General features: G+C 40.8%; 12 protein-coding genes and 1 pseudogene. 1 reads left to right on the top strand and 12 read right to left on the bottom strand.

Going from position 1 to position 17,044, the window contains the following annotated elements; translation table 11 throughout:
• Positions 1-22 precede the first annotated feature (22 nt).
• From J2Z37_RS09385 to J2Z37_RS09350, 8 genes are all read right to left on the bottom strand, one after another.
• A complete protein-coding gene (locus J2Z37_RS09385) occupies positions 23-1,078 on the bottom strand; it encodes an Ldh family oxidoreductase (RefSeq protein ID WP_209809996.1) in 1,056 nt (351 codons plus the stop codon).
• Positions 1,079-1,108: 30 nt separating this feature from the next.
• Positions 1,109-2,629 (bottom strand): tripartite tricarboxylate transporter permease, encoded by a 1,521-nt coding sequence (locus J2Z37_RS09380; RefSeq protein WP_209809995.1) that lies wholly within the window; start codon positions 2,627-2,629, stop codon positions 1,109-1,111.
• An 11-nt stretch (positions 2,630-2,640) separates the two neighbouring features.
• Positions 2,641-3,129 (bottom strand): tripartite tricarboxylate transporter TctB family protein, encoded by a 489-nt coding sequence (locus tag J2Z37_RS09375; protein ID WP_209809994.1) that lies wholly within the window; start codon positions 3,127-3,129, stop codon positions 2,641-2,643.
• 15 nt (positions 3,130-3,144) lie between these two features.
• Positions 3,145-4,104, bottom strand: a complete 960-nt coding sequence (locus J2Z37_RS09370) for a hydroxyacid dehydrogenase (RefSeq protein ID WP_209809993.1) — start codon at positions 4,102-4,104, stop codon at positions 3,145-3,147.
• A 77-nt stretch (positions 4,105-4,181) separates the two neighbouring features.
• On the bottom strand, positions 4,182-5,600 hold the full coding sequence (locus J2Z37_RS09365) for an aldehyde dehydrogenase family protein (protein ID WP_209809992.1): 1,419 nt from the start codon (positions 5,598-5,600) through the stop codon (positions 4,182-4,184).
• Between the two features lie 21 nt (positions 5,601-5,621).
• Positions 5,622-6,794 carry an iron-containing alcohol dehydrogenase gene (locus J2Z37_RS09360; protein ID WP_209809991.1) on the bottom strand — a complete coding sequence of 391 codons (1,173 nt, stop codon included), beginning with the start codon at positions 6,792-6,794 and terminating at the stop codon, positions 5,622-5,624.
• A gap of 133 nt (positions 6,795-6,927) precedes the next feature.
• Complete coding sequence (locus J2Z37_RS09355) at positions 6,928-7,704, bottom strand: SDR family NAD(P)-dependent oxidoreductase (RefSeq protein WP_342453805.1); 777 nt, start codon at positions 7,702-7,704, stop codon at positions 6,928-6,930.
• 32 nt (positions 7,705-7,736) lie between these two features.
• A complete protein-coding gene (locus J2Z37_RS09350; RefSeq protein WP_209809990.1) occupies positions 7,737-8,798 on the bottom strand; it encodes a LacI family DNA-binding transcriptional regulator in 1,062 nt (353 codons plus the stop codon).
• Positions 8,799-9,117: 319 nt separating this feature from the next.
• On the opposite strand from J2Z37_RS09350, the gene J2Z37_RS26125 reads away from it, so the two are divergent.
• A complete protein-coding gene (locus tag J2Z37_RS26125) occupies positions 9,118-9,207 on the top strand; it encodes a helix-turn-helix domain-containing protein (protein ID WP_209810110.1) in 90 nt (29 codons plus the stop codon).
• A gap of 63 nt (positions 9,208-9,270) precedes the next feature.
• Here the strand turns inward: J2Z37_RS26125 and J2Z37_RS09340 are convergent, their stop codons facing one another.
• From J2Z37_RS09340 to J2Z37_RS09325, 4 genes and pseudogenes are all read right to left on the bottom strand, one after another.
• On the bottom strand, positions 9,271-9,777 hold the full coding sequence (locus J2Z37_RS09340) for an enolase C-terminal domain-like protein (protein WP_209809989.1): 507 nt from the start codon (positions 9,775-9,777) through the stop codon (positions 9,271-9,273).
• Between the two features lie 8 nt (positions 9,778-9,785).
• Complete coding sequence (locus J2Z37_RS09335; protein ID WP_209809988.1) at positions 9,786-12,851, bottom strand: Tn3 family transposase; 3,066 nt, start codon at positions 12,849-12,851, stop codon at positions 9,786-9,788.
• A 148-nt stretch (positions 12,852-12,999) separates the two neighbouring features.
• Positions 13,000-13,890 (bottom strand): annotated as a pseudogene (locus tag J2Z37_RS09330) (transposase); the annotation flags it as partial.
• Between the two features lie 97 nt (positions 13,891-13,987).
• On the bottom strand, positions 13,988-16,957 hold the full coding sequence (locus J2Z37_RS09325) for a Tn3 family transposase (protein ID WP_209809987.1): 2,970 nt from the start codon (positions 16,955-16,957) through the stop codon (positions 13,988-13,990).
• Positions 16,958-17,044: the final 87 nt, after the last annotated feature.

Below are 17,044 nucleotides of genomic sequence, written 5' to 3'. Positions count from 1 at the left end.
CCTCCCATTTTTATTTTTATGTTTAAAGGCCATATTGACCTTTATCCAACCCAAGTTCACTGCTTAATTCTAGTAACTCTGCATGTAATTTATCGGGAAGCGGTACACCTTGCTCAAGACGCTCCCTAATAATCTTTTCTTCCATTTGCCCGGGAAGATAAATTCGCTCAACATCCATCGCCTTTTTCGAATTCTCCACCATATGCAATAAATCTTCTAATCGATCTTCGAATATATCCATAGGAAGGAAGCTTTCAATATTTAAGACCATCATGGAATACCCGATTCCAGTCACTTTACTTGTGTCATACAATCGGTTGACATTTTTCCCGTAGTTCGAGCCTGAAAGCACACCTGTCAAGATATCCATGATTAGCGATAGACCATAGCCTTTGTGCCCCCCAATCGGCAACAACACCCCGCCATTTTCAAATCCCTCAAATGGATCTGTGGTCGGTCTGCCTTCCCGATCTAACGCCCATCCAAGAGGAATCGACTCGCCTTTCTTACTTGCCAACACTAATTTTCCGCCCGCAACATTACTGCAGGCCATATCCAAGACAACAGGTGGTTCATTTTTTCTTGGAACAGCAAAGGAAAGCGGGTTATTGCCAAGAACACGCTCCGCACCACCTGTAGGTGCCATTAATGGAGCTGTATTTGTTGTGATGAAACCAATCATCTTTTGTTTTGCCGCCATTTTGGTATAGGAAGCTAAGGCCCCAAAGTGATTTCCATTTTTAACCGTAATAAAACTAATCGTATGCTGCTTGGCTTTCTCTATCGCTTTTTGCATGGCCAAATGTGTAATATAATGTCCCATCCCGTTATCCGCATCAAGGACGGCAGAACTATTTGTTTCATTTGACCACTCCAGGTTCGGGGTTTTATTGATTAAACCTTCTTGAATACGCTTAATATAGATGGGAAGCCGCAAAATCCCATGGGTGTCTACCCCGTGTTGATCAGCAAAAATCAAATGTTGTCCCGTAATTTCGGCTTGTTCTTGGTCCAAACCGGCCGCCATAAAAGAATCAATGATCAATTGCTTTAACTTTTCCGCGTTATATCTTTTCATTTTTTCCTATCACCTTTCCGATCATAGTTTTTATCCAGCCATTGTCTCTTCGGTCATGTTTTTTTGTGCTTTTTTCTTCTTCCTATTTTTGCGAATGGTAAACACAACGGAAAGCACCGTGGCTAATAAGAAAGCTGCCGCGATGGGCTCTGTAACGAAAGGCATGAAACTTCCTTTGGAATACATTAACCCTCTTAATAAATTGGTTTCAGCGATCGGGCAAAGAATAAAACCTAAAATAATCGGAGTAAGCGGGAATTTATACTTTTGGAGGATATAGCCCATCACCCCGAAAAACAACATAGCTACAATATCAAAAACACGATTATTTAGACCGTAAGCCCCTACCGCACAAAGGACGACGATAATAGGAAGCAAAATATATTTGGGGACACTTAGAACACGAACAAACCATCGAATGCCCATATAGTAAAAGACCATCATAAACACATTAGCGATCAGCAATGAAGCAAAGATGGCATACACCACATCCCCACTTTGAGTGAATAAGGTAGGGCCGGGTGTTAATCCATGAAGGATCAATCCCCCGATCAGCAGCGCAGTCACCGTGTCTCCCGGAATCCCAAGGGTAACAAGGGGCACCAATGCACCACCAATGGATGCATTATTGGATGTTTCCGATGCAACGACCCCTGAAGGATCCCCTTTCCCGTAATTTTCTGGATTCTTGGATTGGTTTTTTGCCACAATATACGATATCAGATTGGAAGTCCCTCCACCGATTCCGGGAAGAATACCAATTCCTGTTCCTATCAGACTAGAACGAAGCAGGTTCCATTTTTGTGCGAGTAATTCTTTTAGAGAAAAACCGAAGCCTTTGATTTTAGGACCATCCACGTTTTGACTGTTGATTTGATTCTTTTCTTTTGTTGCGCTAATAATTTCGGATACGGCGAATAATCCGATCAGAAGCGCAAGGAGATTGAAGCCCCCGTCAAGGGATGTTATTCCAAAGGTAAACCGTGTATTGCCATCAATTGGTGATGCCCCGATTACCGCTAATGCCATGCCGAGTAACCCACTAAGTACACCTTTTGGCATGGAATCTCCAGAAAGACTGGAAATCATCGTTAAAGAAAAGATCGCAATGGCAAAGTATTCATAGGGTCCGAACTTCAAGGCAATAGATGCCAAAGGGGGTGAAATAAAGATCAATACCAAAATACTGAATAACCCACCTAGAAAAGAACTGACAATTCCTAGCCCTAAAGCCTTTCCCGCCTCACCCTTCTTGGTCATCGGATATCCATCAAAAGTGGTTGCGATAGAGGCCGGTGTTCCTGGTAAATTCATTAAGATGGCAGGCACCAACCCGCCGGATACCCCACCAATGTATAGACCCATTAACAATGCCATCCCATCAATCGGGGTCATCCCAAATGTCACTGGTAAGCAAAGGGCAATAGCCATCGTTGCCGAAAGACCGGGAATAGCCCCAAAAATCAAGCCCACACCCACACCCAAAGAAATTAATATAATGGATTTAATGTTTAAAATCTCCATAAATCCAGTTAACATCATATCTGTCATAAAAAACCCTCCTATCCTAAAATCCCTTCAGGCAGCATTAAATATAAGATATTTTTAAATAGATAATAGACTAGTAGGGTACATATTATGGATAAACCGGCAATAAGGAACTGGTTCTTCTTAGACGAACTTTTCAAAAGGTTCATTTGAATAAATAAATACAACATCGTCATGGGAACAAAACCTATTTTCTCTAGCAATGTCACATAAATAGTGAGAAGTCCAATCGTTCCATAAAAAGATACTTTCATGCCCTTATCTTCTTGTTGCTTCTCAGTTGCTTGAGCCTGTTTGGCTAATCCTTTTTTCCTTGCATTTTGAATCAGAAGTATAAGACTCATTCCCATAATACCGATCGCAATCAATTTGGGGACAAAATCGGATCCAATCTCAATCCCAAACGAAAGCTGTTTAATTTTATAAGATTCCGTAAACATAAGAACACCGAGTACAAGGAATATTAATGCAGCAAAAAAGTCTTTCGTGAATTTTGTAGTCATTTCGTTCACTCCCTTCTACCGGTTTAAAGGATGATTTACTGGCCATTCCGGTTGTTCCCCGGATAACACCCGATCGATCTCCATGGCGGCGTGGAAGGCCATTTTTCTTCTGCCTTGTTCTGTTAAAGCCGCATTATGGGGGGTTACTAGCACATTTTCTAAAGCAAACAATGGATTGTCATCTAACGGAGGTTCCACTTCAAATACATCAAGGCCGGCCCCTTTGATTTGTCCGCTTCTTAACGCCTCTACCAAATCTTCCTCACGAACGACTTCACCTCGGGAGGCATTAATAAACAAAGCGGACGGTTTCATCCAGGAGAATTCTTGCCATCCCACAATTCCTTTGGTTTCTTTGGAAAGAGGGAGGTGAAGACTGACAATATCAGAGGCCCTAAATAACTGCTCCCAATGGTCCACTTTTTCTACTTCAGATGGAAAGGATGATTTCATATAAGGATCATATCCTATCACCTTCATCCCGAATCCTGCAGAGGCTTTCTTTGCCACCAAGCGGCCAATTCGGCCAAGACCCGCTATACCGAGGATCTTCCCTTCAAGATCCATCCCTATTAATTGATTACGAATTTCAAAGTTTCCTTTTCTCAATTCTTGGTCCGTGGCTCGAAGATTTTTAGAAAGTCCTAGGATTAGCGCCATGACATGCTCTGCTACGGAATTGGCGTTGGCCAAGGGGGCATTTGTAACCGTGATCCCCCTTGCAGTGGCCGCTTGGACATCAATATTGTCCAAACCCACACCATGCTTGGCAATAATCTTCAATTGTTTTGCAGCTGTTATGACTTGTTCACTAATTTCTGCCGTTCTTACCAATATCGCGTCACATTCTTCGGCTTCTGCTATTAATGTAGCCTGATCCATCCCTGTCCCAAATTTCAATAGATAGCCACGTTGGATTAGAAAATCTTTTGCATCATCTATGATATCTTGGGGAATATAAATAACCTTTTTCACGTTACACCTTCTTTCATCCATTCAATCTTGTAAAATGAGCTTTCCATAATATAGATAATCCTTTAGACCGACTTCCTTTACAGTTTAAAAGACACCAATTTTAATTCTGTCATTTCCTCTACGGAATATTTCACACCCTCACGGCCGGTTCCGGAATTTTTCACCCCCCCATATGGCATCTGATCCACTCTAAATGACGGAATATCATTGATAATGACTCCGCCGACCTCAATTTTTCGAATGGCGTCAAAGGCTTGACCGATGGAAGTGGTGTATACCCCCGCTTGAAGGCCATAGTCTGAATCATTCACATATTCAATAGCCTGGTCAAAGGAATCATAAGGAACAATCGACACAATCGGGGCAAAAGCCTCTTTGCAGCTAATAGCCATGGTAGGCTTCACTTCCGTGATAACTGTCGGATGAAGAATTCCACCTTCTCTATTTCCCCCGTAGACAATGTTCGCGGTGGAATTTCGGGCTTCGTTCAACCAATTTTCTACACGCTCCGCTTCGGCAGGCGAGATCATTGCCGATAAATTCGTGCCTTCGTCTTGGGGATCACCGATGACAAGGGATTTTGTCTTCTCTATAAAATGTTCTAAGAAAGAATCATACAATTGGCGATTGACATAGATTCGCTGGACAGAGATACAGACTTGGCCAGAGAAGGCGAAGGATCCCTCCACACAACGCGCGGCTACCTCATCCAAATCATTCACACTGTCAACAATGACGGCTGAATTCGACCCTAACTCCAATGTCACCTTTTTCAGGCCCGCCTTTTCCCTAATCCCCAGTCCAACTTCAACACTTCCGGTGAAAGTAATCATCTTCACACGAGAGTCCCCAATTAATACATCGCCAATTTCGCTGCCTCTTCCGGTGACCACATTTAGTCCCCCTGCAGGAAGGCCTGCTTCCGCAAAAATCTCTGCCGTCATCAAAGCACTTAGCGGAGTTTGATTCGCTGGCTTTAGCACTACGGAATTCCCAACCGCAATGGCAGGCCCCAGTTTATGTGCAACCAGATTAAATGGGAAATTAAACGGGGTTATCGCTGCAATAATACCCAGAGGCTCACGAATCGTGAAGGCAAATCGGTCTTTTCCGTTGATCGCGGCATCCATCGGAATGGTTTCCCCATGAATTCGTTTCGCTTCTTCCGCTGCAAACTTGTAAGTTTCAATGGTTCGACTAATTTCCGTTCGAGCTGTTTTAATTGGCTTGGCATTTTCCTTTGCCAAAATTTGGGCACATTCCTCTAAACGGTCTTGAAAAAGTTGGGAAGCCTTCTCCAAAATCGTCGCCCGCTCGAGGGACGTCATCTGGCGAATCACTTGGAATGCTTTTTCCGCCTGGTCTAGGGCTGCTTTCACCTCACTTGTTGTAGCTAAAGGAATTTGTGCAAGAAGTTCTCCGTTATACGGTGATTTTAAATCATAGTAAGAACTACCCTCTACCCACTCACCGCCAATGAATAATCTCTTTTTCATCGTTACTCTCCTCCTACGTAATTAAAGTTCTCCCCGAAACGCCTTTTGATAAATCTGTAAAATCTTTCTTTCGTTTAAATAATAGGGGGTATTGTTTAAAAGCCGATCAATCTTGGATGCCTGATTTGCAAGAACCGGCAGTGATTGTTCATCTACTTCCAATTGAGCCAAGGAAGAAGGAAGATCTAATTGTTTAAGTAATTGGTAGAAATAGTCAACTACGGCATTTAGCGCTTCACTTGGTTTTTGGTGATAGTCTCCTAATTGCAAGAAAGCAGCTACATCGACCATCTCCTGGATGCAGGTCGTTCCAATAACCTGAAACACATAAGGCATCAAGAGTGCATTGGCGATCCCATGTTCAATATGAAACTTTCCACCCAACGGATAGGCAAGAGCATGTACAGCACCGACACCGGCATTTGCCAGGGTAACCCCAGCTAGCGTACTTACCCAACACATCCCCGTCCTCGCCTCTAGATTCGCGCCATGGTGAACAGCTTTAGTAATATGATGGGGAAACTGCTTCATGGCTTTCTCAGCATAAATTTTGGTTAATGGTGTGGCCCGGACTGAAATATAAGATTCGATCGCATGTGTAAAGGCATCGATCCCGGATGAAGCGGTCACCCGCGGCGGGCAGGATAACGTAAGTTCAGGATCAATAATCGCTAGATCAGGCAAAAGAACAGGACTCACAATCCCGCGCTTCAATTCTTGTTCTTCATCTCCAAAGATAGCATTCATCGTAACTTCAGACCCCGTCCCCGATGTGGTCGGGAGAAGTATACATGGGATCTTTCTGATTTCAATTTTCTCATTTCTTCTTAAATAGGGATCCAAGTCACTCTTATCTAATAAAGAGGCTGTCGTTTTGGCCACATCTAACGCACTGCCCCCGCCAATTCCAATAACCAAATCGCACTGCTCTCTTTTAAAGTGGTTTACAGCCTGCTCGACTAAACGGAAGGTCGGTTCACCTGCTATTTCTGTAAAGGTCACAATGGGGATGGAAAGCGACCCAAGCAATTCCACAACCCGGCCAACAAGCCCCGCCTTCTCCAAGCCCCGATCACTGACCAACCCAATTTTTGTAGCACCCCATTGTTTCACTTCTTCCGGTAATGTGGCCAACGCACCTACACCAAACCGAAGGTTACTGGGCATTCTAAAATCTTGAAATAAAGTCTGCATCCTCTTCTTCTCCCCTAATCTGTGACAGCTTTTGTCTGAAATCGTATTCCGTTGGTGTAATACGTATTCTGCTTTCTTCAAAAAAATATAGTTTAGAAATTCTTCAGTGATAGAACTCTACTAATCTACTAAATTACCAAACCGTCCAACCACCGTCTACGACAATGGTTTGTCCCGTTACCATATCCGATGTGCCAGAGGCAAGGAACAGAATCGCCCCAAATAAATCCTCAGGCTTGGCAAGCCTTCCCATCGGGATTCTGCTTAACACATCTCTTCGAAATTCTTCTTTTTCAAACATATTTTTTGTCATCTGTGTTTCGATGAATGTGGGAGCAATGGCGTTCACATTCACTTGATAGGGTGCCCACTCAATCGCTAAGGCCTTCATCATTTGAGTGAGCCCTCCTTTACTTGAACAGTAAGCAGCCCGATCATAATACCCCACAAAAGCCATCTGTGATGAAATATGGATGATTTTCCCCCGTTTTTGTTTGATCATTTGCCGGCCAACCGCTTGGCTGACGAAGAAAGCGCTTCTTAAATTAAGATCCATCACTCGATCCCAGTCAGATTCCGTTACCTCAACAGCTGGTTTGGGAATGTTAATACCGGCGTTATTGACAAGAATATCGATAGCACCATAATATTGAATTATTTGTTCGACGGCCAATTCAACATCTTCCGTTCGTGTAATGTCTAAGGGGATGATCAACACTCTTCGCCCTTTTTCCTTAATTTCTGCCGCGACCTCCTCAAGCTCTGTCCGATTTCTAGCAATGATCACTACGTCTACTCCAGCATCAGCCAGTAATAAGGAAATTTCTCTTCCGATCCCTTTACTAGCTCCAGTTATGACCGCGACCTTATCGCTAAGATTAAACATAGAATGAATATCCCTGGTGTTCACCGCAAGAACCTCCGATTTACATAATTTGATTACTATCCTTCAGAAAGACTGATTTCACCCCGAGGCGTTTCATAGTGAAACTGCTCATAATTGACCCCCACTGTTTTTCGGATAATCAATTTTGGTTCCAGCGTGATATGGATGGGCTGTTCAGGTATTTCACCTTCATCAATCAGAGCCAGAAGTTTCTCCAAGGCTAATTTAGCCATCTCTTTTTTATTTTGGGAAACCGTCGTTAAATTAATATGTGGGTTTGAAGAGATGTCAATATTATCAAACCCGATCACTGAAAAATCTAACGGAACATTAAAGCCCATTCTAGCTAACGCATCCATGACGTGAATGGCAAGTTGGTCGGTCGCAGCAAAGAATGCCGTTGGTTTCTCATCCTTATTTAATAATTCCTTCAAGTAATCGTTTATACTTTCATAGGAAGGATCCCCATCAAAGACAAACTCCTCAATGTACGGAATGTTGTGTTCCTGTATCGCGTTTTTATAACCCAAATACCTGTGATGAAAAGTCGAAAATTGTAACGGTCCCGAAATGAAGGATATTCTTCGATGACCTAACTGGACCAAGTGATTTACAGCCAATCTTGAGCCTTTCCCGTTATCCAATACAATGTAATTCACTAAGTCGCTATCTGGATGGCGGTTAAATAGTACAAGGGGATACCCTTTCTTATATAAATCAGTTGTAAATGTATCCTTTCGATCGACTGCAGAAATCAAAATTCCGTCCACTCTTCTCGCTAACATATTTTTTACAGCCATTTCCATCAGCTCAGACCGATAATCTGTGTCGCTTAGGATCACATCGATTCCGCTTTTTCTCGCTTCGGCAATAATGACCTTTGCTGTTTCAGAGAAGAATGGATTGGCAATATCACCGACGATAAGACCTATTGTCCCTGTTCTATTCATCACTAGGCTTCTTGCTACAAGATCCGGGACAAACCCAAGTTCTTCCACAGCCTTCAGCACTTTCTTTCTTGTTGATTCCTTTACTTGTGCATAATTATTGAGCACCTTGGAAACAGTTGACTGGGAAACTCCAGCCGTGCGAGCAATATCCTTAACAGTAACCTTCATACTTAACGATTCCTTTCTCACTAAAGTCAGTTGTACGACGCAATAGAAGCCAGATCTTACTCCAATTGATTATATAAAGAAATCTTGAAGATAGCACGTTTATCACTCGCACAGAATATGTTTTCCAGAATACGTTTTCATTTTATTTAATTTTTGAATTACTGTCAATTAATTTTTAGAAAAAATTTAAATGAATTTCTTTTCCTATTGTTCGGTAAAAACAGATGAAAAAGAGTCTCCTTTTCGGGTTCATAGTAATTACAGCGTCTCGAATAAGTTTTTTTTGTCGGAAGAACAAAAAATAGCAGTTGTTTAAAAAATCTGTAAATACAACTGCAGTGAAACAGCGAAATATCTAAATATGAACCGTTCTACTCTGTGTAGGAAAATGAAAGAATATGGACTATAAATTAGCCCTTTTCTAACCCTATTCGTCAAAGCGCAAAAGCGCTATGACGGTTCGATTAGTGCCCTAGTCTACCACAAGATGCGCGAGTGCCTGCTCCATCGCCTCATCAGTCAACTCCTGTCCGAGTCCGGGAAGATCAGGAACGGTTAAATACCCATTTTCAGGAAGATAGCGATATTTACAATAGGTCAGGTTATCCTCATAGGGTTGCATGTAATAAGATTCATGAATGAAGAAGTTCGGAATGGCGGCTTCGAGCTGCATCGCTGCAGCTTCAGCGATCGGTGTCCCAGCAACATGCGCCTGAACTCGGACATCATAGATCATCGCCAGATCACTGATTTTCTTCGCCTCCGAAAGGCCTCCACAATTGCATATATCAGGTTGAATAATAGACACGGCATCAAGCTTGAGCAGCTGCTCAAAGTCCCATCTCGTATGAAGCCTCTCCCCCGCCGATAGCGGTGTCTTGGTGCGTCCCGCTATTACGCGGAACAGATCGAGATTGGGTGTTTTTGCACATCCCCCGAAAAAGGGGAATAAGGAGTGCTTCCCTAAAATTTCTAACAAAGTACTCCTTATATATTGTTTATCCCTATTTCAGATATAAATTTTGAATGAGCCAATTCTTGAATGAGTGCATCCATGTCAACAGACTCTTGTTGTATATTAAACTCGTATCTTCCATAGAAGTTAATATGTTGCCATGCGACTGAAGATATTTGTTTCATAACGTCGGAATCCAGTCCCTTTGTTTCTTGGTAAGCCAACATATTAGATAAAATACTGGCATTGTAAAAAATAATGCAATTGGAGAGTAAGCGACTGCATTCACCCCAGATTTGTTGATCATTTTCATTTTTGAAACGTAATTTTCCAAAATTAGCAAAGGATACTGCTTTGCGTAATTTATGATAACTTTCCCCCCGATTTAATGCCCTTTGCACATTTCGGCGTAAAGGTGGAGAATCAATATAATCCAAAAAATATAGACTCCTTATGATGTTATCGTACTCCCATAAAGCACGTTTGGTTTTGTTCTTCCGTGCATAAGCACTTAGCTTACCAATTATAATGCTTTGTGTGGTTGTTTTAACTGCAAGGGATAGCATAATTCGTTGAATATTTTCCCATTCTTCTATAATGAGATTCGTATTAATCTTTCGAACTGGCTTGATCAGTATATCTCCATATTGGCTTGGATGTTTGAATCCGTAAAGAGATTTGCTAACTTTGTCGTGAATAACCTTGTAGCGAGGCGCAAACTGATAACCAAAAAATTTAAGGATAGCAAAATTCACTTCATTGGTTCCGTGTGTGTCCGTGGAATGCACATCAGGCTGAATATCAGATGTGTTGTTGAATAGAATATCAAACACATAATGACTTTCATGCTCATTAGCCCCAATAATTCGAGCATTAACAGGGATATGGTTGGCTACCATTGTATAGGAAACAATCCCTTTACCAAGACCGAAGTATTTAGGTGAATGACGAGAATTAATGGTATTGATTCGGGTCTCAATTTTCTGCCCGTCACTACTAGAATGAATCGTCTCACCAATGTCATAATGTTTAAAAATTGGGAGTTTGGCTATGGCATTACTGATACAATCATTCGCTTCTTTTAAAGTCTCCAGACGAATAAAATTATCAGATGTGGCAGCCAGTAACGGATAGCTAATATCTGAAATTTCCCCCATCCTACCTAACCCCATGTTGGTTCCCCAAGCGATTAGACAGGCAACAAGAATTCGATTGTCTTTATTCTGTTTGGCATAACGCCCCAGAATGTGCTCAAATGAGTCAAGAAATTGACAGTGTTGTTGAACAAAATGCAAGACACTTCTAATGTCTATTTGCCTTAATGTATCATAGAATGAGTGATTAATGGACTCTGTATCCCGAGTATAAGGTAATGTCCATCGGGTATGTGAACCCCGTTTTTTTATTTGAAGATGTTCATTTTCGCCAGATGCAATGCTTTGGTTAACCTCCGTAATTCGATCTTCTAATCTTCTCTCAAGTTCCACTAAATGACTATGAATGGGTTGGTTAAAAATTGTCAGACCAGTATCGGCTATCAATGTTTCTTTTTGTTGCCATTGATGATCATTGATCAGGTCATCCTCAAAACTGCGAAATCGGATACTATCACGACAAAATATATCCCCTGCTTCCAAACGGTTGCGCAGGATGCGATAGACCAAAAATTCATAACGATCAGCTAAGATTGTTTTTTGTTCATAGATATAACGCTTCGCACCATCGGGTATGAAACCATTTGGCAAATGATCCGAGTGATACTGTCCTAACGCTTTATTCTTATTAAAGGCGGTCTTCATAAAATCGATTGCTTTAATTAATGGATCATTCGGTGAAGGAGCAACGAAATCAACCTGCAAAAATATGGGTCTTAAATAACGTTTAAATCGACGTGTCTGCTGATCAATCTGTTCCCATTGGAAGGCAGTTTCATCATATTTTATATTTGTAGTGATCTGAGTCGCTATGGATTCCAGTTTCTGACGTTCTAGAATCGTAAATGCACGACTTTGAATATCCTTAAAGGGAGTATCGGCAGGGATATGATCATCAGTAAATATTTTGAGTAGTTCCCCTGCTTTTTTCATGTCTTGATTGCTCTCTGTATAGCACTCGTAAACACGTTCTTTTGCTGTTAATTTTGAATCATCGATATAACCTCTCACGCTATATATGAAAGTGTTAATCAGATTGTCATGCATCCGTTGATAACGATGAAACACGAAACATAATAAATATATATAAACAATCCATTCATTCAGTCGTTTCAGTCTAAAGACTGAGTAATAGCTTATTAAGGAAGCGTAATACTTGATGCTTTCGTTCGAAATATTTAGCTTTGGCAACAATTCTTGGGCCAAATGATACAACTGTTGTATTTGTTTACCCCGTTCCATCTCTCGCTTTATCTCAGTAGCACTGAAATCTTTCGGCTCATGCTTCAGTAATGTAATTTCATACAATCCAGACGAGTCTTCCAGTAACCGATCTAAAGCTTCGATATCCATTTGTTTAAGATGGTTTTGTATCAGTGTGATCAATCGATTTTGTTCATGGGTTATTACCTGTCCTATCATATCTTGCATAAGACTATAAACAGGAACAACAATACGATGCTCAGACAAATAATTCATGATTTCGCGGAAGATATAAATGGGTTTACCGCAAAATGTTGCAGCCTTACGAGCCTTTTCCTCCATGGTATGCCGTTCTGCAATGCCACAACTGCGGTAGTTAAATAAATTAAGAATCAATTGCTGTTGTTTTAAACGAGTAGATTTATCAACGGGACCCCAATCATTAAGGTCACTATTGTTGAAATACTCCTTTAAAACATACTGTAGATCCTCTCCTACCTCATGGAGGTCAAATGTAAAAAATAGTTGTTTGGCTTTGAAGTAACCCAATTGTAGAATGAAATAAGCTTTAGATTTGATGGAACGCAATGTATGTAGCAACTCTTTCTCAGACTGTGAGAGAGAAAAGTAAGAACAACGATCTTCATATGTGAAATTTGGTTTTTCATAAATAGTCTTTATTTCCTCCTCATTAAGAATCCTTAAACGGTTTTGGTTACTTTTGTTCTTTTCAATATCCATATTTATCCCTTCCGAATAGACCATTCAATTCCCACTTTTTTTAACTTTCTTTCTCCCTTTGCATCTTTCTATACAGGGGTTCAGCCGAGATACGTGTAAAAATGGGTCATAGCGTGGATATTATTTCCAGTTTGTGACCCTGTTTGATTTATACCGGAATTTCTCCTTCTATCGGTGGGGGCATATTATCTAAATCAAGTACATATTCACCAAATCGTTTAATATGTCTGGTAAGATAGGGACTGAGCATGAATAGATCTTCTCGTGAGAACGTATATCCTTCGTTTATCAATCCCCACAAGATCATCGTCATATCAACCACATTTTGGAAAATTACCGCGTTAGCTACGAGATCATTGTATTTAATACGCTTTTCCTGTTCTTCCGGGTCATTTTCGGAAATAACGCCATCTCCACCAAAGAAAAACCATTTAGAGAACCCGTTATATGCCTCCACTTTGTTTGTACTTGCGTTTATTTGTTTTCTTAATTTTATGTCAGAGATATATCTGAGCAAAAACACAGTTCTTACCACTCGACCAAGCTCTCTAAATGCTTGATATAAGCGATTTTTCTTACTGTCATTACTCAGTTTCCTAAGTAGAGTGGAAGGGAGGACTTTACCGGCTTTAATCGACAAGACCACCTGCATGAGATCCTGCCAGTGTGTCTCAAGCAGATCCCAGTCAATCACGTCACTAAATAGCGGATCAATATGTTCATAACGAGCATCTTTATGAGGACGAAAGAACTTCAGATCCTTCCAGTTGCGAATCCTAGGCATCAGATTGATTCCAAGGAGATGAGTTAGAGCGAAAACGGGTGTGGATTGACCTTGTGTATCGGCATGTAAGGTGTCTGGTTGTATATCAGATTGATTTTTGAGTAGTCCATCAATAATGTACACGGCTTCCCAAACCCCACAGGGTATGAAGTGGCTAAATAATGCAATGTAATTATCCGAAACATGGTGATATGCAATGCCGCCATAACCACCATAACGAATATGGTATTCAGATAATAAATTTTCTTCGTATAAGGGGTCCCGCCGACAAAACGCGAAAATCGTACGCTAAGACAGTTTTTGGAAGTGTAAAACCCGAAATTCCAACGCTAAGGAAAATCGGGTCTTATTTCTATATTCTAAGAGGACGTAATGAGTCTAACGAATTTAAATGGTTAACTTTAAAAGAGTATTCACCCAAGAAATTAACATGCCCCCATCCAAGCGGTGATAAATGTCCAAGAAATTCTTCTTTATAATCTCCCTCTTCCTTCTTGTATTTTAATGCTTTGGAGAGATAAACCGTGTTCCAAATACTGATGGCATTAATAAGGATATTTAATGCACTCGCTCTTTGTAATTGATCTTGAAGTGCACGTTCCCGAAATTCACCGTGTTTGCCAAAAAAGATAGCTCTAGCTAGAGCGTTCATATGCTCTCCTTTATTCAAACCACGTTGGATTCTCCTTCTTAATGATTCATTCGAAATATAATCTAACAGGAAAATAGTCTTTTCAATACGTCCCATCTCTCGTAGAGCTGTTGCCAAGCTATTTTGTCTAGAATAGGAACCTAATTTCTCCATGATTAAAGATGCCGATACCGTTCCTTCCCGGATAGAATGAGCAAGGCGCAGTACATCATCATAATTTTCTCGAATAACCTTTGAATTGATTTTCCCTCGAAATAACTTTTCGATGTTTGGAAACTCCTTTGCTTTATCAAATACGTACAGTTTAGAATCCGCTAACTCCCTTAATCTCGGTGCAAACCGAAATCCTAGTAAGTGAGTTAGCCCAAAGACTTGATCCGTATAACCAGCCGTGTCCGTGTAATGTTCCTCTATTTTTAAATCTGTCTCGTGATGCAGTAATCCATCTATGACATGAACGGCATCTCTTGCATTGGTGTTTATCACTTTGGTGTAGAAACTTGAGAACTGATCACTAACAAAGCGATAGATGGTAGCTCCTTTTCCCGTTCCGTAATGAGGGTTAGCATCTGCGTGTAAAGATGATACACCGATTTGAACACGCATCCCATCAGAGGATGAGGTAGTTCCATTCCCCCAATAAGACGAGAGTGCTAATTGATGATGGAAGTTAACTAGCACGGCTTGAGCTTTATTCATGGCATCCTCATAAAGTCTCCATTCAACGGCATTCGCCATCTGTCGGTAAGAAATACCCGGAGTTGCATCCGCCATTTTCGTCAGACCAATGTTGGTCCCCATTGCCATAATACTTGCCATAAGAATCGGCTTTTCTTCTTCATTTGGTGGTTTATTAGTAGATGCGTGAATCAATTCTTGATCAAATCCAGTCCAACTAGCTACTTCCATTAAAAGATCGTTTAATTTAATACGAGGTAATAACTGATAGAGCGATAAACTGTACTCTTTGGCATCCTCTGGAACATCCTTCTCTAAGCGACTAACATGAATTTTCCCGTCTTCAAGATCTACACCTTCTAGTTGAGTGATGTTATCAGAAACCCAATGGAGGCGTGTTGACAACGCATCCATTCTTTCCCTTAAATAATCCTCGGCAGATAAACCCACAGAAAGTTTTATTCTGGATTTATCTTGCTTCCATTTCTCTGTAGGTACTAAATATTCTTCAAAATCCTTAAATTGTCTGCTTCCGACAATCGATACATTACCTGAGCGTACTAAATTCCGTAATTCTGTTAAAACTGCCATTTCATAATAATGGCGGTTAATACTACCATCTTCATCATATACATGCTTCTGCCAACGATTAGGAACAAAATCTAATGGAGCACCTTCAGGTACTTTTCTCTTTCCGTTATCATTCATGTCTTTAATGGTATGAATGGCTTTCAATAAGGGGTCGGCTGATCTGGTTGATTTAAATTCCAATGCATTCAATAGGGTCGGAGTATATTTACGTAAATGCGTAAAGCGATTTTCAAGTAAATCCAGATAGTCATAATCAATGGGTCGAGATAACTGTTTGGCTTCTTCAATCGAACTCACTAATTTCTCCCATGACATGACAGACTCTAATGCTTCAAAGGGGTCAATACCTTCTTGCTTTGCCCGGATGAGAGCAGCACCCAAATCTGCAAAATGAACCACTTTTTCATTGAGTGCTTTTCCATTCATTTTTTGCATTTCCTCTTGCGCTTTTCTTCCCTTGGATAACAATAAAAGGATTTGTCGATCATGAATTTCAAAGGCTTGATCAATTAAATCCTGACTTAAATTTAAAAGGTAAAGGGATAGAATGGCATACTTCTTGTCCTGATTAAATCTGCGGAATGATCGTGGTTCGTACTTCGATCCTAAACGAGACAATTGTAAAAGTCGGTTTGGATGAATCCTCTCAAAATCAATTTGTAATTTCATGTCCCGTATATATTCTAGACGTTGAACGACCTTTAAAAATGCCTCTGGGGAAGATTGACCGGGGACTTCCCTCAACCAAGCCAGTGGCGTTTTTTTATATTCATCACTTACATCTAACGTTTCGTCTAACTGCTGACTTTGCACTTCAGAGATGGAAGAAGTAATGCTTTTAAAGATCCTTTCTTCTGCTCTACGACGAGATTCCCATACGAACCTTTCAATGGTTGTCATGGCTGGCAATATAATCTTTTGCTTACGTAGCTCGTTGATAGCTAGATGAATAAGGTAATCAGTTTTTCCATTCTCCATAGCCGCTTCAAGTATAAATTGAGATAAAGCCCGGTATCCGCGAATGCTAAAGTTGCGATACCCATACAACTGGCGGATCTCCTCTAAATGCTCTTTACGAGTTGCCTCACGTTGCGCATAAAGAGTAAATTCTTCCGGGCGCACCTGAATTTGTTTTGCGATGTAGCCAAGCACTTGTTTTGGTACTTCTCTGATGTTAGATAACGACCATCCCGGATAACGAAGGACAGACAGTTGTACGGCTACTCCTAATCGATTATGACCTCGGCGATGTTGCTTTATAAAATCCACATCCGTATCTGTTAGCGTATAGTAGATTCCAATTTCTTTGTCACTAATGTCCGAATGAATAGACATAAGTGCTATCCTTTCTTCTTCTGTAAGCAGTTCTTTTCCCCTCAAGTTGAGTTCCCCCAGATGCATCCAAAATTAAAAACTACCATAATCATATCAATAGAGTATACTCTATTGGAATAACTATTAAATACTGGTAGAATGCTACTTAAGAGT

Origin of the sequence: Ammoniphilus resinae (genome assembly GCF_017873965.1) — a bacterium.
Lineage (GTDB): Bacteria > Bacillota > Bacilli > Aneurinibacillales > RAOX-1 > Ammoniphilus_A > Ammoniphilus_A resinae.
This window is presented reverse-complemented; position numbering and strand designations above follow the sequence as displayed.